The organism is Roseateles sp. GW821-FHT09H11 (genome assembly GCF_059415845.1).
Genome location: NZ_JBWKOA010000001.1, coordinates 653996 through 676717, shown reverse-complemented (window position 1 = coordinate 676717; position 22722 = coordinate 653996). Strand labels below are relative to the sequence as shown.

Annotated in this window: 21 protein-coding genes; 5 read left to right on the top strand and 16 right to left on the bottom strand. The window is 67.8% G+C overall.

The genetic code is table 11. The annotated features are described in order from the left end of the window. From AC07PR_RS02595 to AC07PR_RS02580, 4 genes are read right to left on the bottom strand one after another with little or no spacing between them, the layout of a single operon-like run. Window positions 1-2481: an ATP-binding protein gene (locus tag AC07PR_RS02595; RefSeq protein ID WP_495134306.1), complete on the bottom strand. Its 2481-nt coding sequence runs from the start codon at window positions 2479-2481 to the stop codon at window positions 1-3. A gap of 3 nt (window positions 2482-2484) precedes the next feature. Beyond that, window positions 2485-3339 carry an ABC transporter substrate-binding protein gene (locus AC07PR_RS02590; RefSeq protein WP_495134305.1) on the bottom strand — a complete coding sequence of 285 codons (855 nt, stop codon included), beginning with the start codon at window positions 3337-3339 and terminating at the stop codon, window positions 2485-2487. Window positions 3340-3368: 29 nt separating this feature from the next. Next, entirely contained in the window at window positions 3369-4121 is a 753-nt protein-coding gene (locus AC07PR_RS02585) for an HD-GYP domain-containing protein (RefSeq protein WP_495134304.1), read from the bottom strand. Next, window positions 4118-4492 (bottom strand): response regulator, encoded by a 375-nt coding sequence (locus AC07PR_RS02580; protein WP_495134303.1) that lies wholly within the window; start codon window positions 4490-4492, stop codon window positions 4118-4120. The genes AC07PR_RS02585 and AC07PR_RS02580 overlap by 4 nt, the downstream gene beginning before the upstream one ends. A 358-nt stretch (window positions 4493-4850) precedes the next feature. Here AC07PR_RS02580 and AC07PR_RS02575 point away from each other — a divergent pair, with 358 nt between their 5' ends. Then, window positions 4851-6611 (top strand): methyl-accepting chemotaxis protein, encoded by a 1761-nt coding sequence (locus AC07PR_RS02575; protein WP_495134302.1) that lies wholly within the window; start codon window positions 4851-4853, stop codon window positions 6609-6611. A 24-nt stretch (window positions 6612-6635) separates the two neighbouring features. Here AC07PR_RS02575 and arsH read toward each other — a convergent pair whose 3' ends face one another. From arsH to yqhD, 6 genes are all read right to left on the bottom strand, one after another. Further along, window positions 6636-7427, bottom strand: coding sequence for an arsenical resistance protein ArsH (gene arsH, locus AC07PR_RS02570; RefSeq protein ID WP_495134301.1), 792 nt, complete (start codon window positions 7425-7427; stop codon window positions 6636-6638). Continuing rightward, complete coding sequence (locus AC07PR_RS02565) at window positions 7420-8118, bottom strand: aquaporin (RefSeq protein ID WP_377155117.1); 699 nt, start codon at window positions 8116-8118, stop codon at window positions 7420-7422. The genes arsH and AC07PR_RS02565 overlap by 8 nt, the downstream gene beginning before the upstream one ends. A 4-nt stretch (window positions 8119-8122) precedes the next feature. Continuing rightward, window positions 8123-8635: an arsenate reductase ArsC gene (locus AC07PR_RS02560; RefSeq protein ID WP_495134300.1), complete on the bottom strand. Its 513-nt coding sequence runs from the start codon at window positions 8633-8635 to the stop codon at window positions 8123-8125. Between the two features lie 13 nt (window positions 8636-8648). Next, window positions 8649-8975: an ArsR/SmtB family transcription factor gene (locus AC07PR_RS02555; RefSeq protein WP_495134299.1), complete on the bottom strand. Its 327-nt coding sequence runs from the start codon at window positions 8973-8975 to the stop codon at window positions 8649-8651. Between the two features lie 77 nt (window positions 8976-9052). Continuing rightward, the gene (locus AC07PR_RS02550) at window positions 9053-9970 is read right to left on the bottom strand and encodes an AraC family transcriptional regulator (RefSeq protein ID WP_495134298.1); all 918 of its coding nucleotides are present in this window, start codon (window positions 9968-9970) and stop codon (window positions 9053-9055) included. 97 nt (window positions 9971-10067) lie between these two features. Then, window positions 10068-11231: an alcohol dehydrogenase gene (gene yqhD / locus AC07PR_RS02545; RefSeq protein ID WP_495134297.1), complete on the bottom strand. Its 1164-nt coding sequence runs from the start codon at window positions 11229-11231 to the stop codon at window positions 10068-10070. A gap of 219 nt (window positions 11232-11450) precedes the next feature. Between yqhD and AC07PR_RS02540 the strand changes: the two genes are divergently transcribed. Continuing rightward, the gene (locus tag AC07PR_RS02540) at window positions 11451-12461 is read left to right on the top strand and encodes a YihY/virulence factor BrkB family protein (protein ID WP_495134296.1); all 1011 of its coding nucleotides are present in this window, start codon (window positions 11451-11453) and stop codon (window positions 12459-12461) included. Here the strand turns inward: AC07PR_RS02540 and AC07PR_RS02535 are convergent. Next, window positions 12367-15294, bottom strand: coding sequence for a hybrid sensor histidine kinase/response regulator (locus tag AC07PR_RS02535; RefSeq protein ID WP_495134295.1), 2928 nt, complete (start codon window positions 15292-15294; stop codon window positions 12367-12369). The two genes, AC07PR_RS02540 and AC07PR_RS02535, sit on opposite strands and share 95 nt — an antisense overlap. A gap of 55 nt (window positions 15295-15349) precedes the next feature. Between AC07PR_RS02535 and AC07PR_RS02530 the strand changes: the two genes are divergently transcribed. After that, window positions 15350-15736, top strand: coding sequence for a response regulator (locus tag AC07PR_RS02530; protein ID WP_483106375.1), 387 nt, complete (start codon window positions 15350-15352; stop codon window positions 15734-15736). Between the two features lie 84 nt (window positions 15737-15820). Here AC07PR_RS02530 and AC07PR_RS02525 read toward each other — a convergent pair whose 3' ends face one another. The 3 genes from AC07PR_RS02525 to AC07PR_RS02515 all read right to left on the bottom strand — a co-directional run bounded on the left by AC07PR_RS02525 (window position 15821) and on the right by AC07PR_RS02515 (window position 17209). Further along, window positions 15821-16381: a DNA-3-methyladenine glycosylase gene (locus AC07PR_RS02525; RefSeq protein WP_483106376.1), complete on the bottom strand. Its 561-nt coding sequence runs from the start codon at window positions 16379-16381 to the stop codon at window positions 15821-15823. Window positions 16382-16397: 16 nt separating this feature from the next. Then, on the bottom strand, window positions 16398-16859 hold the full coding sequence (locus tag AC07PR_RS02520; RefSeq protein WP_377155108.1) for a DUF421 domain-containing protein: 462 nt from the start codon (window positions 16857-16859) through the stop codon (window positions 16398-16400). Window positions 16860-16978: 119 nt separating this feature from the next. Continuing rightward, window positions 16979-17209 (bottom strand): DUF2789 domain-containing protein, encoded by a 231-nt coding sequence (locus tag AC07PR_RS02515; RefSeq protein WP_377155107.1) that lies wholly within the window; start codon window positions 17207-17209, stop codon window positions 16979-16981. A 279-nt stretch (window positions 17210-17488) separates the two neighbouring features. Here AC07PR_RS02515 and AC07PR_RS02510 point away from each other — a divergent pair, with 279 nt between their 5' ends. Together AC07PR_RS02510 and AC07PR_RS02505 are read left to right on the top strand one after the other, a co-directional pair. Continuing rightward, window positions 17489-19357: a gluzincin family metallopeptidase gene (locus AC07PR_RS02510; RefSeq protein ID WP_483106377.1), complete on the top strand. Its 1869-nt coding sequence runs from the start codon at window positions 17489-17491 to the stop codon at window positions 19355-19357. A gap of 3 nt (window positions 19358-19360) precedes the next feature. Continuing rightward, window positions 19361-20773 (top strand): MBL fold metallo-hydrolase, encoded by a 1413-nt coding sequence (locus AC07PR_RS02505; RefSeq protein WP_495134294.1) that lies wholly within the window; start codon window positions 19361-19363, stop codon window positions 20771-20773. Between the two features lie 13 nt (window positions 20774-20786). Here AC07PR_RS02505 and AC07PR_RS02500 read toward each other — a convergent pair whose 3' ends face one another. Together AC07PR_RS02500 and AC07PR_RS02495 are read right to left on the bottom strand one after the other, a co-directional pair. Further along, window positions 20787-21677 (bottom strand): ABC transporter substrate-binding protein, encoded by an 891-nt coding sequence (locus AC07PR_RS02500; RefSeq protein ID WP_495134293.1) that lies wholly within the window; start codon window positions 21675-21677, stop codon window positions 20787-20789. A 20-nt stretch (window positions 21678-21697) separates the two neighbouring features. Further along, window positions 21698-22702 (bottom strand): zinc-binding dehydrogenase, encoded by a 1005-nt coding sequence (locus AC07PR_RS02495; protein WP_495134292.1) that lies wholly within the window; start codon window positions 22700-22702, stop codon window positions 21698-21700. Between the last annotated feature and the right edge of the window lie 20 nt (window positions 22703-22722).

Here is a 22722-nt window from a genome sequence, read left to right as displayed (position 1 = left end):
TCATGACGCCGAGGCGGCGCGAAGGGGCACTTCGATGTGGAACTCCGCCCCGCCGCCGGGCCGGTTCCGGGCGTAGATGCGACCACGCAGGACCGCCATGATCTTGCGACTGATCGCCAGGCCCAGGCCCGTTCCTCCAGATCCGTCCTTGGTGGCGCTCGATTGCACAAAGGCGTGGAAGATCCGATCCAGCTCGTCGGGCGGGATGCCAGGTCCGCGATCGAGGATGACGACATGCGCTTCGACCGAGGGGGTCTGATCGGTCCGCACTTCAATCACGCCGCCTTCCGGAGAAAAACGAATCGCATTGGCGAGCACATTGCGCATCACCTGCTGGAAACGAAGGGGGTCGACCCGCGCGATCAGCGGCGAGTCCGACTGGCTGATGTCGATGCGAAGGCCGCGTGATGCCAGCAGGGGTTCAAGTTCCCGAACGACGCTGGCCACCGGCGCGCGCAGGTCGCAGCGTTCAAGATCGAACGTGCCGACGCCGCTCTCGAGCTTGGAAACGTCCAGGAGATCGTTGACCAATGCCAGCATGCGGTGGCCCGACGCATGGATCTCCCCGAACATGGTCGCAAGCCGGGGGGCTGTTTCCGATCCCCGGGCCTTGCCCAGTTCCGAGTAGCCGATGATGGATTGAAGCGGCGTCCGGAGTTCATGGCTCATGTTGGCGATGAATTCCGATTTGACGCGGGATGCTTCCTCTGCCGCCTCCTTGGCCTCGCGGATCGCCCGTTCAGCGCGGCGGAATTCGGAGACATCAGTCAACGTGAAAAGGACGCCGGCCGCCTGTCGCCGGTCGCCCGGCACCACCACCTTCGAGACGACGACGTCGCGGCAATCCTTGTCGCGGCCCCTCATCTGCGTCTCATAGCGCAAGAGGTTTCTTCCCCTGACCGCCTCGAAGGGCACCCAGTCGGAGGTCGGAGGCTCTTCGTCCGCTTCGGGCATGGAGGGGCGGACGGGCCGGCCCACCACTTCTTCCCTGGCCAGGCCGGTGAACAGCTCCCAGGCGCGATTGACAGTGACGATATGGCCGTCCCGATCGACCATGGAGGTGGGTTGCGGGCTCAGCTCCAGCAGCAGCGCCACGAGATCGAGTTGATGCTGGAGGCGTGATTCGGCGGCAAACCGGTCAGTCACATCCACGGCCGATCCCGCATAGCCCGAGATGACTCCGCCCTTGAGCAGCGGGACCACCGCGAGCGCGAAGCGTCGCGCTTCGCCCTGGGTCGTCAGGAACGTCGCTTCCTCCGCTCGGACCCCGACGCGCGAGACGGCCGAGAACAGGCTGGCCACGCGCGCCTGATCCGATTCGATCGCCAGTTCCGACACCAATCGGCCCAGCACCTTGTCCGGCGCATCGGCGGTGACCAGTCCCCAGCGCGCGTTGACGAAACTGAGGCGTCCGTCCGCGTCGGTCCGGAAGATGAGTTCCTGGACACTGCGAAGGACGACCGCCATCTCGCGCTCGCTCGCCGCGAGTCTGACGTGCGCTTCGTCCAGGATCTTCCGGGCCACTGCTCGGGTCCGCAGGGCCCGCAGCGTGGCCAGGGTGGCTCCCAGGACCAGGACCTCGAGCACCAGAAGGCCGCAGGCATCCCACCACAGCCCCTCCCGCCAGGCCGCCAGGGCCGAGTCTTCCGACTGCTCGACGACCACGGCCAGCGGCCGGGTGCGGGAGACCCGGTAGGCGACGATCTGCGGTCCCTTCCGGAATCCGGCCCCGCGCCAGTCGCCGTGATCCTGCGATGGCAGCGCCTCCCGGAAGAGGCGATGCTCGCGTTGCCATGTTCCCGGCGTCACCGGCATGTCGGTCGTCCCGGCGAGGAGTTGACCGTCGTAGCTGAACAGGGCGGCCGCCTGTCCGTCGGATTCAATCGTCCCCTGCTGGTAGTTGGCGATGGCATCGGGATTGATCAGCGCGAGCAGGTACAACGTTCTCCCACCGGCGCTCAGCGTCAACGCCAGCGGCAGAAAGGCAGTCCCCGCGATGCGGCTGTCCGCAGCGGCATCGGACAGTCCGCGGCCCGGTTGGAGGCGCAGCAACGCCGTCTTGCCCATGGCCGGCAAGGTCCCCCACGCCTGCAGCGGCACCTGCCGCCCCACGTCGCCGGGCGATGAGCTGGCCATGACCCGTCCCTGATCGTCCAGCAACGCAGCGGCCCGCAGATGCGGCAGCGCGGTCAGTGTCTGATGGAGCATGGGGTCGACCCGCCCGGCTTCAACCGCGGTCCGTGGCGGGAGCGTGTCGGCCACCGCCGTCAAGGCGAGCGCCGCGGAGTCGATGGTGCGCGTGGCCTGGTCCTCCAGCACGCGGGCCAGCAGGCGGGTCCGCCCGGTGGCCACCTCGAAGGCGTTCGACCTGGTCTTCCAGGCGATGAGCGCCATGCCCAGCAACGCCGCAAGCGCCAGCAGTCCCCCAGCCAGCCGGACCGAGCGCGTCAACCGGGTCGATGGGGTGAGGGTCAGCGGCATGCTTCAGCGCACCACGATGTCTGTCAGACCGTGGCGGCGGGCCGCCGACGCCAGTCGGCCATCGCGTTTGATCGCCGCGACGAACTCGTCGATGCGTGACAGCCAGGCCGGGTCCCCCAATCTCACCGCATACCCGTATGGCAGCACGTGGAACGGCGTCGGCGGCGCCAGCAGCCGCATCCAGTCGGAGTTGTCCAGCAGGCGCCTGCTGTACGGATAGTCCGTCATGAAGACATCGACCCGGCCGGATTCAAGCTCCGCCTCGCGCCGGGCGGGCGGTCGCACGATCTGCAAGCTGGCCTGGCGCAGGCGCGACGCCATGACGGGTTCCATGAAGGTGCCCGCCTGCACCGCGACCACGACGCCCGGTCGATCGATGTCTTCCCACCGCTTGACGACGCGATTGGATCGGGTGGTGATCGCATAGATGTCGCTCTGAAGATAGGGCGCACTGAACGCCAGCTTCTCGCGACGCTGGGACGTGATGCCGACCGCGAACATCGCCACGTCGCAGCGGCCCTGCGTGACATCGTCGATCAGCGCGGTGAAGGACGACTCCACGTATCGCAGCTTGACCGACAGTTCCCTGGCCAGTTCCGCGGAGAGGTCGATGTCGATGCCGGCGAGTTGCCCATTGCGCGGATTCCGGAACGTGATGCCGTAGTAGTCCGGCCAGATGCACACGCGAAGCTCTCCCGACGCGCGGACCTTGGAGAGCGTCGAGTCGGCCGGCGCGACCTCCGCGGCGGCGAAGCACCAGGAGATCGGAAACAGCGCCACGGCGACGAGGAGCCGCCAGGCGCATGCGCCCAGACCACAGCGGACCGGTCGGGGCCCGCCGGCCGCGGGGGCAGGCATGACACGTCTTGCGATGTCCATGGGAAACCTCAGTCCGTGACGACGAGATCGTCGTAGCTGGCAGGCGATGCGTCGATGCGCGCGCGCAGCGCGAAGAGATCGTCGGCATGCGTGATGAACGCGTCGACCACGCGCGGGTCGAACGCGGCGCCTCGCTGGGCGGCGAGCATCTCCAAGGCGGTCGACGGAGGGAATGCCGGTCGATAGCACCGCTGCATCGTCAGTGCATCGCAGAAGTCCGCGACGGACACGATGCGAGCGGACAGCGGGATCGCTTCTCCGGCCAGGCCTTGAGGATAGCCGGCGCCATCCCAGCGTTCATGGTGGTGGAGGGCCACCTCGGCGGCCAGCTGGAACAGGGGGATGCGCGAACGACCGAGAATCTTCGCGCCGATCTCGGGATGACGGTTCATGATCACCCGCTCTTCGGCTGTCAGCGCCCCTGGCTTCTTCAGCACATGGTCGGGAATGCCGATCTTCCCCACATCGTGCATCGGGGCAGCGTTGCGAAGCAGCCGGGCAAAGATCGGGCCTTCCCCGAGTATCAGGGCGAGCGCCTCCGACAGGAAACCGATCCGCACGATGTGAACACCCGTGTCGTCGTCGCGATACTCGGCGGCACGGGACAGGCGCAGCAACGCTTCATGGTGGGCGCTGGCCACTTCCCGCAGGGCTTCATTGCGCTCTCGATACATCAGCTTCAGGTCGATGACGATCCGCTCCATCTGGGCGATGGCCTGATCGTCGTAGGAGTTCTCCACTCCCCGCGCCGACGTGTTCATGCCGCCGTCCCCGCGCTGACGCGATCGAGTTCGCGAATCAGCTGCAACGGGCTGAAGGGCTTGATCAGGTAAGCGCTCGCGCCGGCCTGGAGGCCTTGCTCGCGATCCTGCGCCTGACCACGCGCCGTCAGGAAGAGGACTGGAATGCGGCTGGTGACGGGGTTGCGCCGGACACTCCTGCACAGGGCCATGCCGTCCATGCCGGGCATCATCACGTCCACCAGCATGGCATCGGGCCGCCATCGCTCGAGCACCTGCAAGGCCTCCGGGCCATTGGCTGCTTCCTGCACTTCGACGTCCTCGAATTCGAGCGTCAATCGGACCAGGCGCCGTATGTCAGCGTGGTCGTCAACGATCAGGACCTTTCTCATTGCCCATCTCCTTCATGCGATGAATGCACTGTAGGGGTTTCAGTTTTATCATTCAACTGCCGAATTGCGGTGGGGTCTGTAATTGATAAAAAGTTCGCACGCGGCGCGGCGAAACGGCTCCAATCTGCCGTCGTTTCCCGTGGTTTTCGCGTAATTTCCCCGTAAGCGAGGTGCTGTCGTCTGTCCTCGGCGATGTCGATCGCGATGCGAGTTCCGTCCCCACACGCTCCCTTGGTGTGAGAAAGTATCGAATTCATCACATGTGAAGTGATTGAAATGCTTTCTTTCCGTCGTACGGCGTCAGACACTGGCGCCACCGAAACGAACGAGGAGCGCAGAAATGACGACGGATTCAACGATGGTCAGCCGCAGGCAACTGACCGTGCGGAGCCAATTGATCGCGGCATTCAGTGGCCTCGCGCTGCTGATGCTCCTGGTGGCGGGGTTGTCGCTGAAGGCGCTCCATGACGCGAATGAGCACTTCGTCAGCTTTGTCCAGGGCATCAATGCCCGAGCCACCATGGCGGAACACGTGCGCACTGCCGTCGATCGGCGTGCCATCGCCGCCCGCAATCTGGTGCTGGTGAGCAAGCCCGAGGATCTCGAGGCAGAGAAGAACGAGGTCATGCGGGCTCACAAGGACGTGACCGAGCACATGGCCAAGCTGGTGCAGATGGGCGCGGCGGAAGGCGTCCCGGAGAAGGCGCGCGACCTCATCCAGGGCATTGCCCGCATCGAGGAGAAGTACGCACCGGTCGCTCTGGCGATCGTGGATCTTGCGCTCAAGAAGCAGACGGAGCAGGCGGTGCTCAAGATGAATGAGCAATGCCGTCCTCTCCTGGCCGCCTTGGTCAACGAGACGAACGCGTATTCCCAGTACACGGAGCGACGCGCGGAACAGATGATTCAGGCGGCCGCGCAGCAGTTCGAGGTCGAAAGGAACCTGTTGCTGGTGGCGTGTGCCATCGCCTTCGCGGCGGCGGCGTTGGCCGGCCTGTTCATCGTCAGACGGCTGTCGCGCGCCCTTGGCGCCGAACCGGCGGATCTGAGCATTGCCGCGCGCAAGGTCGCCGAGGGCGATCTGAGTCCCGTCGTCGGCGCGGACGTGGCGCCGGCGGGCAGTGTGCTGGCGTCGCTCGGCGCCATGCAGGCCAGCCTCTCGGCCATCGTCGCGCAGGTGCGCGACGTGTCGGACTCCATTGCCAACGGTTCGTCGGAGATCGCGACCGGGAACGCGGATCTCAGCCAGCGTACCGAGGAACAGGCGAGCGCCCTGCAACAGACGGCGGCGACGATGGACCAGCTCGGCACCACGGTGCGCAACAACGCGGACAACGCGCAGCAGGCCAACCAGCTGGCGCTGGGGGCTTCCACCGTGGCGATCAAGGGGGGCGAGGTGGTCAGCGAGGTCGTCAGCAAGATGAAGGGGATCAACGAGAGCTCCAGGAAGATCTCGGACATCATCGGGGTGATCGACAGCATCGCGTTCCAGACCAACATCCTGGCGCTCAATGCGGCCGTCGAGGCCGCCCGGGCCGGCGAGCAGGGGCGCGGTTTTGCCGTGGTGGCCAGCGAAGTCCGCAATCTCGCACAGCGCAGCGCGCAGGCGGCGAAGGAGATCAAGACCCTCATTTCCGCGAGCGTCGATGAGGTCGAGCAAGGCTCGATCCTGGTGGATCGCGCGGGACAGACGATGGAAGAGGTGGTCGGAGCCGTCCGACGGGTCAGCGACATCGTGGGCGAGATCAGCTCCGCCAGCCATGAGCAAAGCGCCGGTGTGGGTCAAGTGGGTCAGGCCGTCACCCAGATGGACCAGGTGACCCAGCAGAATGCCGCGCTGGTCGAGCAGAGCGCCGCGGCCGCGGAGAGCCTGCGCGTCCAGGCCTCTCAACTGGTGCAGGCCGTCTCGGTCTTCTCGCTGGACAAGGGCGGGCGTCCGTCCGTCGCCGACCGTGCGACGCAGCAGTCGAATCGCAGGGGGCACCTTGCCATCGATCGTCCCGCGGGACCGGCTCGATTGCCTCAGACTCTCCGGCAGCCGGGGGCGTCACACCACGCCCCGACGCCGCGCCGCACGGCAGTGGCGGCAGGCGACAGCGATGAATGGAGCAACTTCTGACGTGGCGTGGACGGGAGCGCGCGCTCAGGGACTGCAAGCGGCTGCGCAGCCGCAGCCGGGTGCTCCTGCCGCAGGCGCGCATCCCGTCGCCGCACTCAGGTTGACACGTTTGGCCAGTTCCTCAGCGCTCTCCTTGCGCTCGCTGTAGCGGCTCGTCAGGTAGGGACCGAGATCGCGCGTCAGCAAGGTGAACTTGAACAGCTCCTCCATCACGTCGACCACGCGGTCGTAGTAGGGGGAGGGCTTCATCCGACCCTCGTCCGTGAACTCGGCGAAGGCCTTGGCGACGGACGACTGGTTCGGGATGGTCAGCATGCGCATCCAGCGGCCCAGCACCCGCAGCTGGTTCACGGCGTTGAACGACTGCGACCCGCCGGACACCTGCATCACCGCCAGCGTCTTGCCCTGCGTGGGTCGCACCGAGCCCGATGACAAGGGGATCCAGTCGATCTGCGTCTTCATGATCCCCGTCATGGCGCCATGCCGCTCGGGGGAGCACCAGACCATGCCCTCGGACCAGGCGGCGAGCTCACGCAGTTCCCGCACCTTCGGATGCGCATCGGGCGCGTCGTCCGGCAGAGGCAGGCCGGAGGGATCGAAGATCCTGACCTCCGCGCCCATGGCTTCGAGCAGGCGCGCCGCTTCGAAGGTCAGCAACCGGCTGTAGGAGCGCTCGCGGAGCGAGCCGTACAGCATCAGGATGCGCGGTGGATGCGCGGAGGGTGACGGCACCGTCAGGCGATCCGGCGTGGGGAGGTCCAGCAGACCGTCGGTCAGCGCCGGGAACGTGGCATCGGGAAAGAGGCGTTCAGACATGGGGTGCAGGCGTCGATGGGGTGGAGGAGGCGTCGCGATCGACGATCCGAGGGGGCGACAACAGGTGATGCACGCCTGCCGCGAGGACGGCGCCGACCAGTTCGGCGACGATGAAGCCCGGTGCGCTGGCCGGCGCGATGCCGGCAAAGCTGTCGCTGAACATGCGACCGAAGACGGCCGCCGGATTGGCGAAGGACGTCGATGCCGTGAACCAGTAGGCCGCGCCGATATAGGCTGCGACCATCGCCGCCACGCGCGCGGGAGGCGCGCGCAGGATGACCAGCAACAGCCCGAAGGTGGCGACGCCCTCGGCGATCCACTGGCCCGTGCCGCTGCGCAGCTTGGTCGAGAACTGCAGCAGGGTCAGGTCGAACATGGCGTGGGCGAGCCAGGCGCCGAGCACGGCGCCCAGCAGTTGAGCGGCGACGTAGGGCAGCAGCGCGCTCCTGGCGAGCTCGCCGCGCCAGGCCATCACGGCACTGACGGCGGGGTTGAAGTGGGCGCCGCTGACGGGGCCGAGCACCTCGATCAGGACGTACAGGCCGCCCACCGTGGCCAGGGCGTTCGCCAGCAACGCGATGCCCGCGTTGCCGCCGGAGAGGCGTTCCGCCATCACGCCGGAGCCGATCACGACGGCGAGCAGCAGCGCCGATCCCAAGGCCTCTGCCAGCAGCTTGCGGGACAGTGTCATCGCGTCAGCTCCGGGCGATCTCGCCCAGCGCCTGCTGGAGGTCCGCCTGGCTCATCGTCGACAAGGGCAACTGCACCAGCTGCAGCATGCGATACCCGATGGCCTGCCGCGTGAGCTCGAACGCGCGGCGCTTGCCTTCATCGCCGCCTTCGGCGTCGGACGGGTCCGGATAGCCCCAGTGCACCTTGACCGGTTGTCCTGTCCCGCCGAAGAAGACGGGACATTGCTCGGCGGCGGCGCTGTCGCACACGGTGATGACGATGGACAGCGGCGGCGCGTCCGGCGCGCTGAACTCGTCCCAGCTCTTGCTGCGATAGCCCGCGGTGTCGACGCCGGCGGCCTGCAAGGCCTCCAGCGCAAACGGGTTGAGGCGGCCGCTGGGCGCGCTGCCCGCGCTGAAGCCACGAACCTCCTTGCCGAGCCGCTTCGCCCAATGATTCAGCATGCCCTCGGCGAGCACGCTGCGCGCGGAGTTGTGCGTGCAGAGGATGAGCACGTTGCAGAGCGTCGATGCCATGGTGGATCCCCTGTCAGCAGCCGCAACGGGCCGAGGTCGGCGCCACGGCGCACGCGGCGCCCTGGCAGCAGTTCTCGGTGAGGTAGGCCAGGAGCGCGTTCATCTGCGGGTACACGGCCCGATAGACCACGTTGCGCCCGACCTGCTCGGAGGTCACCAGCCCCGCCTCGGCGAGGTCCTTCAGATGGAAGCCCAGCTTGGCGTAGGCGATGCCGAGCATCTCGACGAGGGCACCCGGGGTCAGGCCGTGCTCACCCGCCACCACCAAGGCGCGGAACGCGTCGAGTCGAATGGGATGAGCGAGTGCGCCGAGTCCGGCCAGGGCAGTTGTCTTGTCCATGATCAACATTACAACAAAAATTGTAATGAACGGCAAGGGCCTGACGAAGGCCGCCCGCTGCCGCTAGCGCTTGCGGGTCAACTGACCGACGGACTGAACGCCTTCAGCCGCGCCACCTCATCCACCGGCGTGGCGCCGAAGTAGCGCTTGAATTCGCGGCTGAACTGGGACGGGCTCTCGTAACCCACGCGCGTGGCCGCGACGCCGGCCTTCACACCTTCGTTGAGCATGATCAGCCGGGCCTTGTGCAGCTTGTAGCTCTTCACGTACTGCAGCGGCGAGGTGTTGGTCACCGCCTTGAAGTTGTGATGGAAGGCGGACACGCTCATGTTCACCAGGCCCGCCAGTTGCTCGACGCTGAGCGGCTTGGCGTAGTGGGACTCGATGTGCTGCAGCGCCTTCGTCACCTGCGCGAAATGCGTGTGCCGGTTGGCCAGCGCCTGGAGCGCCGCGCCGCTGTCGCCGCACAGCACGTGATAGATGATTTCCTTGAGGATGAGCTTGCCCAGCACCTTCGCGTCGCGCGGCTGGTGCATCGCGTCGAACAGGCGTTCGATGGCGCAGAGCACTTCCTCGGTGAACGCCGCGCTGTTGACGCCGGTGCACTCCAGGCTCGCGCGGCGGTCGAGGCCCTCGTCCTCCAGGTCGATCAGCAACTCCTGCAGCACCGCCGTGTCGATGTCGATCGATACGCCGACGAAGGGCTTCGTCTTGCTCGCGATCGTCTGGCATTCGAAGGGCAGGGGGACCGTCAGCAGCAGGTAGTTGTCCGCGTCGTAGCGGAAGGTCTTCTCGCCGACGAAACCCACCTTCGCGCCCTGCGCCACGATGACGATGGACGGCTCGTAGAGCACCGGCGTGCGCGGGTGCGAGGTCTCGGAATAGAGGATCCGGACGCCGGCCACCGGCGACGGCGTGGAGAAGGACGCGGACCGGTAGCGGGTCGCGGCGTCGATGATCCGCTGGCGGATGCTGTCGTTGAGGATGGTCGCCATGGGTGCTTCAAAAGGCTTCGGGCGCACGCGGTCTGCAGGCCGCGTGCGCCACGAAAGCGGGGAGTCAGCGAAGGCTCGGTGAGGAATCAGCCGGCGATCAACGGGCGGCTTCGAGGATGCGCTGGCTGTCCTCGATCCGGATGTCCTGGTGCTCGCCCAGCGCGGTGCCGCCGTGTTCCTTCAACTTGGCGATCATCGCCGGGATGGAACTGCCGTCCAGCCCGTAGGCGGACAGGCGCGTGCCGACGCCCAGTTGCTCGAAGAAGGCCCGCGTGGCCGCGATCGCGCCGTCGATGCGCGCCGCTTCGCTGCCGTCGCGCAGGCCCCAGACGCGGTCCGCGTACTGCAGCAGCTTCGCGCGTTTCTGTTCCTTCTTGTACTCGAGCACCGACGGCAGCACGATCGCCAGCGTCTGCGCGTGGTCGAGGCCATGCATCGCGGTCAGCTCGTGGCCGATCATGTGCGTTGCCCAATCCTGCGGAACACCGGCACCGATCAGGCCGTTCAGCGCCTGCGTCGCGCTCCACATCACGTTGGCGCGGACGTCGTAGTTCTCCGGCTCGGTCAGCGCCCGCGGACCTTCCTCGATCAGCGTGAGCAGGATGCCTTCGGAGAAGCGATCCTGGATCCGGCCTTCCGCCGGGTAGGTCAGGTACTGCTCGACCGTGTGGACGAAGGCGTCCACGACGCCGTTGGCCACCTGGCGCGCGGGCAGGCTGTAGGTCGTCACCGGGTCGAGGACCGCGAACACCGGGTAGGTGAAGGCCGAGAAGAACGGCAGCTTGTCGCCCGTCGCCTGACGGCTGATGACGGCGCCGTTGTTGGATTCCGAGCCCGTGGCCGGCAGCGTCAGCACGACGCCCATCTTCACGGCGCCAGTGACCTTGGCCCCGCGGGTCAGCAGGATCTCCCACGGGTCGCGGGCCGCGTCGTACAGCGCGGCGGCGGCGATGAACTTCGTGCCGTCCGCGACGGAGCCGCCGCCCACGGCCAGCAGGAAGTCGATCCGCTCGGCCTTGACGACCTCCACGGCCTTCATCAGCGTTTCGAAGGTGGGGTTGGGCTCGATGCCGCCGAACTCGACCACCGTGCGGCCGGCCAGCGCCTGGCGCACCTGGTGGAGCACGCCGTTCTTCTTGATGCTGCCGCCGCCGTAGGTGACGAGGATGCGGGCGTCCGCGGGGATCTCCCGGCCGAGCTCGGCGATCTGGCCCTTCCCGAACAGGATCTTGGTGGGCGTGTTGAGGCTGAAGTTGTTCATGGCTGTCGGCTCCGCAAGGGGTGAACGAGGATTCGTGTCGATGAGGTGGATTGTTCGTCGCCGCCCGCTCCCAGGGCAACGCACGATGCTGCCTTTGTCTTGCCCAATCCTGCTGCGGGGGCGATGAATGGGCAAGGCATCGATCGAGGTCGAGGCTGGGCGCGCCCGTTGCCGGGGGAAGGGATGACACCGCCATCGCCGGACCCATCGACCCTCTCCGTGAACGTCGCGAACGTCGCGAACGTCGCGAACGTCCCGGACGCCGCGCGCGCCGAGGACACCGGCCATGCCGCGGGCGCGGCGGACGCCGTCCCTTCCTGGTCGGGCCGCTCGCTCAAGACCTGGTGGTCGCTGATGGTGGATTCCCTGTCGGCCTGGATCGACGACTACGCGCCCAGCATGGGGGCGGCGCTGTCGTACTACACCGTGTTCTCGCTGGGGCCCTTGCTGGTGATCGTCATCTCGATCGCGGGGCTGGTCTTCGGCGAGGACGCCGTGCGCGGCGAGCTGTTCGGCCAGATCGAGGGCGTGATGGGGCCCGAGGCGGCCAAGGGCATCCAGGAGGTGCTCAGCAACGTCAGCAAGCCCAGCACCGGCATCCTGGGCACCGTGCTCGGCGTCGGGGTGCTGCTGATCGGCGCGACGACCGTCTTCGGCGAACTGCAGGACGCGCTCGACCGGATCTGGCGCGCGCCGGTGCGCCACCGGACGAGCGGCGTCTGGACGCTGGTGCGCGCCCGTCTGCTCAGCTTCGGGATGATCGTCGGCGTGGCCTTCCTGCTGCTGGTCTCCCTGGTGACCGGCGCCGTGGTCGCGGCGCTCGGCAAGTGGTGGGGCGGCTGGTTCGGCGGCTGGGAATGGCTGCTGCAGAGCCTCAACGCCGTCGTCGGCTTCGCCATGACCGCGGCGGTCTTCGCCCTGATCTACAAGGTCATGCCGCGCGTGAAGGTGGCCTGGTCCGACGTCTGGGTCGGCGCCGCGGTCACGGCGACGCTGTTCACCATCGGTCGCATCCTGATCAGCCTGTACATCGGCAAGACCGGCGTGGCGAGCGGCTTCGGCGCGGCCGGCTCCGTGGCCGTCGTGTTCGTCTGGGTCTACTACTCGGCCCAGGTGTTCCTGGTCGGCGCCGAATTCACGTGGCTCTATGCGCAGCGTCTGGGCTCGCGACGAGGTGTTGCCGCGCGGGATCGCACGGCGCCGGGACGTTCGACGCCATCAGCGCCTTGATCGCCTCGGTGCTGACCGGCTTCACGAGGTGCGCGTCGAAACCCGCCTCGCGCGACTTGCGGCGGTCCTTCTCCTGCCCCCAGCCGGTCAGCGCGACCACCATCATGTCGCGCCCCCAGGGCGACGCCTTGATCCTGGCGCACGCCTCGTAGCCGGTGAGCCCCGGCATGCCGAGATCGAGGAGCACCAGCTCCGGTTGAAACTGCCCGGCCTGCGCCACGGCGTCCAGGCCGTTGTGGACGACGCGCGGCTGGGCGCCCATGAGCTCGACCAGCAGGGCCAGGCTGTCCGCGGCGTCGACGTTGTCGTCGGCGATCAGCACGCGGCGCCCGGCGAAGGTGTCCGGGTCGGCGGGTCGGTCGTCCTCGCCGGCCGGCCGGTCGGCATCGGCGGCCGCCGGCAGACGCACGATGAAGGCGCTGCCTTGCCCCGGGCCGTCGCTGCGGGCCTCGATGCTGCCGCCGTGAAGCTCGACCAGCCCTCTGGCGAGCGACAACCCGATCCCCAGCCCGCTGCGTTCGCGCTCGCGCTCCTGCGAGCGGTCCACCTGGACGAACATGTCGAAGATCCTCGACAACATGTCGGGCGGGATGCCCTCTCCGTCATCGCGGACCGTGACGACGACTTCGCTCCCGTGCCGCTCGGTCGTGATCTGGATGTGCCCGCCGGGCGCGGTGAACTTGGCCGCGTTGGTCAGCAGGTTCAGGAACACCTGCGCCAGCCGCGTCGCGTCCGCGTCGACGAAGACGGGGCGACCGGGCGCGGACAGGGTCAGGGTGTGCCCCGACTGGTCGATCGCCGGCTGGCTGGTCTCGACGGCCGCCTGCAACACCTCGGCCAGCGCCAGGCGAGACCTGCTCATGCGGATCTTGCCGCTGGAGATCCGCGTGATGTCCAGCAGGTCGTCGATGAGACGCACCATCTGCACCAGCTGGCGGTCCATCATGGCCTGCACCTTCTGAAGGGCGGGCTCGTCCCGCGACGCCAGGCGGCGGAAGACTTCCAGGCCGTTCATCAGCGGCGCCAGCGGATTGCGCAGCTCGTGCGCCAGGATGCCGAGGAACTCGTCCTTGCGCTGGTCGTTCTCGCGCAACTGGTCCGCCTGGCTGCGCAGCGTCTCCTCCATCGCCTTGATCTCGGTGATGTCCCGCGTGGTGCCGGCCACGGCGATCACCTCGCCGTCGGTCCCCAGCACGGGCACGAAGATGTAGTCGTAGATGCGCCGCCCGAAGGCACCCGCGAACGGCACCTCGCCGCGGACCGGCTGGCCGGTGGCGACGACGCGGTCGATCTCCTCGTCATGCATGGCCGCATGCCAGGGCTCGTAGCCCAGTTCCAGGCAGTTCTTGCCGATCGCTTCGTCCCAGGTCCTGCCCCACATCCGCAGCAGCACCTCGTTGGCGTAGACGAAGCGGTGGGACAGGTCGAACACGTAGGCCAGGTCCGGCGTGTTGGCCAGGATGGCCTCGTACAGCCGCCGCTGGCCCTGCGTCTGCTGCAGCGCCGCCGCGAGGGCGGCTTCGGCGCGCCGCTGCGCGGTCACGTCGAAGCCTTCGCAGAAGACGCCGGTGATGCGGCCGCCCTCGTCGCGGATGGGCTCGAAGATGAAGTCCAGCAGGCGCTCTTCCTCGGCGCTCTCGGGCGCGTAGCGGTAGCGCAGCGGCGCGGACGCCGCGACGAAACGGTTGCCGGTCCGGTACACGCCGTCGAGCAGCTCGAAATAGCCTTGGCCGGCGATGTCGGGGAAGGCTTCCCGCGCCGGCTTGCCGAGCCACGCCGCGCTGTTGAACAACTGCAGATGGGCCCGGTTGACGAACTCGAACACATGGTCCGGCCCCTTCATGATGCACACGAAGCTGGGGGCCTGTTCAAAGATGCGGCGGAGCTCCTGTTCGGCATGGACGCGGGCGCGTTCCCGCTCCAGGGCGTTGATGTCCGAGATGGCGCGCGCGACCTGCCGGCCGATCAGCGCAATGAACTCGCGGTAGTCGTCGTCCAGCGGCCGTTGCGGATTGAGCACGGCGACGAGGGTGCCCAGCCGCTCGGCGCGGCCCTCGATCTGGATGGGCACGGCGATCGAACAGGGGACATCCGGTGCCTCACCGCTGAACTCGGCGGCCCAGGCGATCCGCGGTCCGCCTCCGGACGCGGTCTCCGCGACCCGCCGGTCGCCACGGCCGGGCTGGCGCAGGTAGACGGCGGCGTGCCGGATGTCCGGCGTGCCGGCGCCCAGCGCGACCATCGCCCGCGTGCACACGTCCAGGGCATCGGTGGCGCCGGCGGTGGCATCCGCCAGGGCCTTGAGGAAGGCGAGCCGCCGCTCGCTGACGACGCGCTGCGTCGTTTCCATCGTGACGGCGAGGATGCCGCCGACGCTGCCGTCCTCCACGCGCACCGGGCCGAACGAATAGGAGAAATAGGTCTCCTCCGCCGCGCCGTGCCGCTCCAGCGCCAGGAATCCGTCGGGGACCCAGGTCGCCTCGCCGGTGGCCATGACGCCGGCCATCAGCGGCGCGATGACGTCGGCGATCTCGGTCCACACCTCGTGGATGCTGCAGCCGAGCGCGCCGGGATGCTTGTCGCCGAGCAGCGGCGCATAGGCGTCGTTGTAGAGCATGACGAGCCGCGGGCCCCAGAGCACCACCATGGGAAAACGCGAGCCGAGGCAGATGCTGACGGCCGACCGGAGGCTTTGGGGCCAGGTTTCCGGCGGCCCCAGCGGCTGGTCGCGCCAGTCCATGGCCCGCATGCGCGCGCCCATGTCGCCGCCGCCGTCGAGCCAGCGCAGGCGCTCCGTGGGGGAAGGCGAGGGCGTCGGGTGGGGCAGGCTCATGGGCGGACATGCTACTTGAGCGAGGGGCTTGGCCCGCGCCTTGCCCTGTGGAGGCATGGAGCCCAAGCATTCGACCGCCCCGTGCCGCATCCTCGTGGTCGACGACAACAGGGATGCGGCCGATACCCTCGTCGCGCTGCTGGACGCCTACGGCTTCTGCGCCTGCGCCGTCTACAGCGGCACCGAGGCCGTCCTGCTGGCGGAGCTGCTGCGGCCACGCCTGGTCCTGCTCGACATCGACATGCCCGGCATGGACGGCTACGAGACCGCGGCGTGCATCCGGGGCACCGAGGTCCAGGCTCCCGCCCGGCTCGTCGCTCTGACCGCCCGGACCCAGGAGAGCGACCGCGTCCTGGTCGCCAGCGCCGGGTTCGATCTGCACGTCAGCAAGCCCATCGGGTGCGGACAGCTGTGCGAACTGGCGGAAGACGCCTACCGGTGAACGTCGGCGCCCGGCGGCGCCGTGCGGACATGGGTTTCGCGGCCAGCTCCCGGTTGACGGCAACCGGACCCACGCCGGGGAAGTTCAGACCTTTCTGCTGAGGAACGCTGACTTCGCCAGTGCGAAGCGCCACGGCAGGTGCTGCGCCTTCGAAATGCCGATGCGTGCTCCGCAAGCGACCTCCGCGTCGCACGCCGGAGGGAGGACGGCGAACGGCGGCTGGTCGATCCGATGGCGATCCAGCGCGCCTGTGATGCCCAGGGCCTCCGCCAGCTTGCCCGGACCGGAGCAGAGTTGGCGTGAATCTTCGGCTCGCCGTCGTTGCCGCATCAGATCCAGGCCATGCGTGGGCTCCAGGGCGCGGATGAGCACGGCGGCGCCGTGGCCGACCTCCCGGCACACGATGTTGAAGCACCAGTGCAACCCATAGGAGCGGTAGACGTAGGTGGAACCCGGCGGGCCGAACATCGCCCCGTTGCGCGCCGTCATGCCGCGGAAGCTGTGGGAGGCCTCGTCATCGATGTCGTAGGCCTCGGTCTCGACGATGCGTCCGCCCACGCCGTCGACCAGCAGCGTCCAGCCGATCAGGGAACGCGCCAGGTCGACGGGCGAGCTGGAGTAGTCGATTCTTGCGGCACCTGGCATGCGGAATGGGGAGAACCTACTTGCGCTTGAGGATGCTGATGCTGCCATCGCTTTCGAGCACGCCCATGTGCAGTTCCTCGAGCTCGCAGTCCGCCTCGCGCAGCGCCTTCTCGACATCCGCCGTGCCGAGCCGATGGCGGCGGAGCGCCTGCGGGAACCATTCGCCGTCGCGTCCGATGAGCACGGGGGACCCTTCCAGCAGCGCCTCCAGGCGCTTGCTCCGGGAGCCCAGGAAGCCGATGAAGGCGTTCATCACGATCAGTGTCGCGGCAAGGATCCACGCGCCGGTGACCGAGTCCTCGCCGCCGCTCAGGCCGTTGCTCACGGCCTCGCTGAGCAGCATCACCACCAGCAGGTCGAACGGGGTGAACTGCCCGATGGTCCGCTTGCCCGACAAGCGCACCATCAGGAACAGCGCCAGGTAGATGAGCGCCGCGCGGGCGAGCAGCTCCCACCAGTGGACGTGCAGGTCGAACATGAGGCATGCCTCCTTGCGATTCGTCGGCGCTCCCGAGGCGGGCGCTCGGAGCGCGAGGGGCCGATCGCGTCGATCGCCTTGAGCCCGTCGAGACCAGCGACGCGCGTGGCCCCGGAAGTTCAGTGAAGCGCGACGTTCAGCTGGTCGACGACCTCCGCCCAATCCGCGTCCTGCAGCAGCAGCTCCTTGAGCAGGCGCGACTGCTGCTCGGACCAGAACGGCGCCTCGGTGATCTTGACGTCGCCGGGCAGGGGGCGGTGCTGGCCGATGAACTCGCGGATCTCGGCCTCGGAGGAGGGCAGGCCGAGCTGGTCGAACAGCTCGTGGAACTGGTGGTTGGTCGCTTCCATGGGGGGCTCCTTCGATAGGGTGTCCGCGATTAGCCTAACGCAGCGTCCATCCTGGCGGTGTAGGACCGAGGCGCATTGCGCATTGGGCCGTGGCTTGGCGAAGGGTACGCCGCGCAACGCGGACCTTGGAAGATCATCAAGATTGATGGTGAATCGCGTCGCACGCGCCAGACCCCGCTTGCCGGGCTCGGGGCGCGCTTGTTCCAATCGCCGCACTGCGGGTCCGCAATGCTGGACGAGCCGGCAGGTCGAACCGAACAAGACAGTGAGGAGGCGAAGATGTCGATGATCAAACCGGGCAAGCAGGCCTTCCTGATACTGGCCCAGGATCCCGGCGTGACCGGCCCGGCAGGCGAGCGGGTATTCGCCAGGGTCGAAGTGCCGTTGGAACGGCTCACATGGGGACCGACGGGATACAGGGTCAAGGTCGTCGACTACGACGCCGAACGCGGCGTGCTGTACCGGGCCCACGAATACCGGGAGGACGACGAAGGACGTCTGATCGATGACTATGGCGCAAGCCTGCCGGCGCCGGACGGGGCGGATCGCAAGCACGCTGAACAAGCCTTGCTGGACGATCCCGCCTTTCATGCTCAGAACGTGTATGCGCTGGTCATGCGCACGCTGGCGAGGTTTGAACGCGCCTTGGGCCGCCGCGTGGGCTGGGGGTTCGGGGGTCACCAACTGCACGTCGCACCGCATGCCTTCGTCGACGCCAATGCCTTCTATTCCCGCGAGGATCGTGCCCTCATGTTCGGCTACTTTCCGTCGGAGGGGGCTGTCGACGGCGATTGGGTGTTCACGGCGCTCTCGCACGACATCGTGGTTCACGAGACTACCCATGCCGTGCTCGACGGCCTGCGCGAGGGTTTTCTCACGTTGTCCGGTCCCGATCAGGCCGCGTTTCACGAAGGCTTTGCGGACGTGGTGGCGCTACTCTCGGTCTTCTCGTTGCGCGAGGTGGTGGAGATCGCGCTGTGTCAGGTCGATCATGCCGCGGGCAAGCGGCGAAAGTGGCTGGTCCGACGCGGCGCCAGGCGGCTGATCCATGGCGAGGCGCTGACAACCGAAGCGCTCGCCGATGGCGCGCTGTCGGGTCTGGCCGAGCAGTTCGGCCGCGCGATCGGCGAGCTGCGCGCGAACGCGTTGCGACGCTCGGTGAAGATCGAGCCGTCGCAGACGATCCTCGACGATCCGGACTATGCCGAAGCCCACACGCGCGGAGAGGTTCTCGTGGCCGCCATGATGCGCGCCCTGCTCCGACTATGGCGAGCGCGCATCGAGGAGTTGGGCACTTTCGACGACGGCTTCTACAACCTGGACGAGGTGGCCGCGGAAGGCGCCAAGGTGGCCGACCACCTGCTGACGATGGCCATCCGGGCGCTGGACTACTGCCCGCCGCTGGACCTGGAATTCGGCGATTACCTTGCCGCGTTGCTGACCGTGGATGCCGAGGTTGCTCCCGATGACAGCCGCTATCGCTACCGTGACGCGGTACTCGACGCCTTCGCGTCGTTTGGCATCACGCCGCCGGCGGATCGCACCGATGCGCAGGGCTGCTGGTCAGGGTTCGAGGACCAGGCGCAGATTCAATACCGGCGCACCAACTTCGAATCGATGCTGCGGGACGCGGAAGAGGTCTTCCGTTTCATCTGGGAGAACCGGAAAGTACTGCACGTCGATGACCGGTCGGACACCGAGGTCGTTTCCGTCCGTCCGAGCGTGCGCGCGGGTCCGGAGGGGTTTGTCCTGCGCGAGACGATCTGCGAGTACATCTGCCGCGCGGACATCTTCGGCTCGGAACTGGGGAACACCTGCGACGTCGATCCTCGCCCGGAGGGCATCGACACGACGACCGCACTGACCGTATACGGCGCGGGTACGCTGGTCTTCGATCAATACGGCCAGGTCAAGTACCACATCGCGCGGCACCTGAAGGACGGCGTTCGCCAGCGCAGGCGCCTGGAGTATCTGTTCGGCGCCGGGCAGGACGACGACGAGGGCGTCAACGCCTTCGCCAGACTGCATCGGCTGCGCGCGTACTGCGCCGCGTGCGACCGTCGGCAGGCGGCGGAGACCGGGAAGGTCGCGAAGGCTGACCGGCGGACCGGGAAGGCGCGCGGCCGCAAGACAAGCACTGGGAGGTGACAGATGGCCAAGACCGTTGACAAGGACAAGGCGCCGACCCACCTCAACCTGTATGTGTATCAGGTGGGTTTCGGCGATTGTTTCCTGCTCGAATTCGTCTACGGAAGAAGCATTAGCGCGCGAAGGCGTCATGTGCTGATCGACTTCGGAACGACCGGGACGCGGGAGGAGGACACTGGCTCGCACATGCTTGCGATCGCCAGGGACATCGCGCAGAAGTGCGACGGCGGTACGTTGATGGCGGTCGTGGCGACGCACCGCCACGCGGATCACATCAGCGGGTTCGCGACGAAAGCTGACGGAAGCGGTCCTGGCGACGTCATCCGGGATCTGAAGCCGAAGATGGTCCTGCAACCCTGGACCGAAGATCTGTCCCTGGACGAGAACGCCACGGCACCGCGGCAAGGCGTGTCCGCGGACGCCGACAATCAACGGGCGTTCCGCGCGCTGCAGTCGATGAACGAGCTCGCCCAGCGGGTGGCCGGCATGACGGCGCAGGCGGCGAATAGCGAAAAAGGGGCGTCAGGCATCAAAGGTCTGCCCGTCGGCGTGGTCGAGCGGCTGGATTTCCTGGGCCGGGACAACACGAAGAACTTGCCTGCGGTGGAAAACCTGGCGCAAATGGGCGAAGCGGGGCGGGCTGTCTATGCCCACTTCGGCACGCCCGATCCGTTCAGGAGGCTGCTGCCCGGCGTGAAGACCCATGTGCTGGGGCCGCCTACGGTGAAGCAGAGCCCGGAGGTCCAGAAGCAACGCTCTTCGGACGATGACGAGTTCTGGAAGTTCCGTGTCCGAGCGTTCGACAGCGGGCAAGCCGCGGCGAAGGTGAGCAACGCAGAAGCGGGCGGGGGCAAGCGTGCGACCAAGGCCGGAACCCAAGCTGCGTCCCCCTTTTCCGAGAAGTTCAGGTTCAAGAATCAAGGCAAGTTGCCGCGGGAGATCCGCTGGGCCGCCAGACGCATCCAGGAGGCGCGCGGCGCGCAGATGCTGGGCATCGTGACGATGCTGGACAAGGCCATGAACAACACCAGCTTGATCCTGCTGATCGAGGTCGGCGGCAAGCGCCTGCTGTTCCCGGGCGACGCGCAGATCGAGAACTGGACCTATGCACTGAAGCAGCCTGACGTGAGACGACTGCTGGAGGAGGTCGACGTCTACAAGGTCGGTCACCACGGCAGCACGAATGCGACACCCCAGACGCTATGGAAGGGCTTCAAGAAGCGGGGCGGCGTCGCGAGGAAGGATCGGATGACGGCGGTGCTGTCGACAATGTCCGGCAAGCACGGCGACGCAGCCAAGAAGACCGAGGTGCCGAGGAAGAGGCTCGTCGATCAGCTTGCCCACGACACCCATCTTCACTCGACGCAGGACCTGATCGGCGGGCAGCTCTGCGAGGTGATCAGGATCGAATTCTGAAGTGCCGCCTTGATCAGCGAGTCGGCGCCACCAGCGCGCCTTCGATGCCGTGGCGGCGCAGCGCCTCGGCCACGAAGCAGGAGGCCTTCATCTCCTCGACGAACGCGCCGAGCCAGCGCTGCGCCGCGATGCGTCCCTTGGGCACGCCCATCGCCTGCTCGATCACCATGAAACGGCCCGGCAGCAGCCGCACGCCGCCCACGCGGCGCGCGTCGGCTTCCAGCTGCTGACGCACGCCGGCGGCCACGTCGAGCTGGTCGGCGATGAACAGGTCGGTCACCGCGGGCGAGGTCGGCGCGCGCACCAGCGTGGCGGACTTGATCTCGCGGGTCAGGTAGAGGTCGTAGGCGCTGCCGCGGCCGACGACGATGCGCCGACCCGCGCGGTCGACGTCCTCGTTGCGCTGCAGCGGCGAGTCGTTGCGGACCAGGTAGGCGCCCTCGATGATCACGTAGGGCGCCGTGTAGTCGGTGTCGGCGCCGCGCAGCGGATCGATCGCGACGAAGGCGAGATCCACCTGCCTGTCCTTGATCGCTTCGACGACCTTACCCGCCGCGTTGAAGGCGACGAGCTCGATGTTCACGCCCAGTCGTCGGGCCGCCTCGCGCGCGAGGTCGACCGACACGCCGCGCAGCTCGCCGTCCGGGCCACGGCTGGCCAGGATGGGATTGCCGAGGTTGATCGCGGCGCGGAGCTTGCCGGTGCCGGTCAGTTCGGTCGCGGCCGCCCGGGCATCGGCCGAGGCGGCCGAGCCGATGTCCGATCCGCCCGTGGCTGTGGCCCTCGATCCATCGGTGGACCCGGCCGTCGACCCGGCCGTCGATCCGGCCGGCGCGGAGGCGCAGGCGCTCAGCAGCAGCGTGGCGGCGCCTGCCGCGCAGAGTTCACGACGTTGAACGTTCATGTCGATGTCCTTGGGGTTGATCAGTCCTCGCTGCCCGCCAGCACGATCTTGCCGAGGTGCTGGGCCTGCTCCATCGAGGCCTTGGCCTGCGCCAGGTCCTCGAAGCGGAAGACGCGGTCCACCACCGGCCGCAGGCGGCCGTCGGCGAACAGCGGCAGCCAGTCGGTCCGGAAGCCGGGCACCGGTTCCGCGCGCTGCTGCGGTGTGCGGAGTTTGTTCGAGACGCCGAAGAGATGGAGACGCCGCGCATGCAGCGCTTCGAGATCGAGCTCGGCCTGGAGCACGCCATCCACATAGCCCACCATCGCGAGACGACCCTGAAAGCCCAGCGCCCGCACGCATTCGGCGAACACGCTGCCGCCGACGGTGTCGATCGCGAGGTCCGCGCCACGACCGTCGGTGGCCTCGCGCACCGCGGCCGCGAAGTCCGGCGCGCGGGTCTCGAGGCCGAGATCCAATCCCAGCGTCATCAGCCGCGCCAGCTTGGCCGCGCTGCCCGAGGTGGCGATCACGCGCGCGCCGATGGCCTTGGCCGCGGACAACGCCGCGACGCCGACACCGGAACTGCCGCCCGCCACGAGCAGGGTCTCGCCCGCCTTCAGCCGACCCTGGACCACGAGCATGTCGTAGACGACGAGGAAGGTCAGCGGGATCGCACCCGCCTCGGTCCAATCGAGGGCCTCGGGCACATGCAGCGCCTCCGCCTCGCTGATCAGCGCGAAGTCGGCGAAGCCGCCGGCACATCGGCCCATCGCGCGATCGCCGAGTCGCCAGCCTTGGACGCCGTCACCGACGGCAACCACGTCGCCGGCCGCTTCCGCGCCCACCGGCTTCGGCGCGCCGCCGGCGCCGTGAAGGCCATGGCCGGCCAGGAACTCACCGCGGTTCAAGCCCGCCGCGCGGACGCGGACGAGCAGTTGACCGGGACCGGGGGAAGGGCGGGGCAGGTCGTCGCGGAGCAGCAGCTCCGCGTGGCCGTCCCGGTGCTGGAGGCAGTAGCCGCGCATCGTGTCGTCGCCGGTCATGTGACTCGTGTCGTGATTCG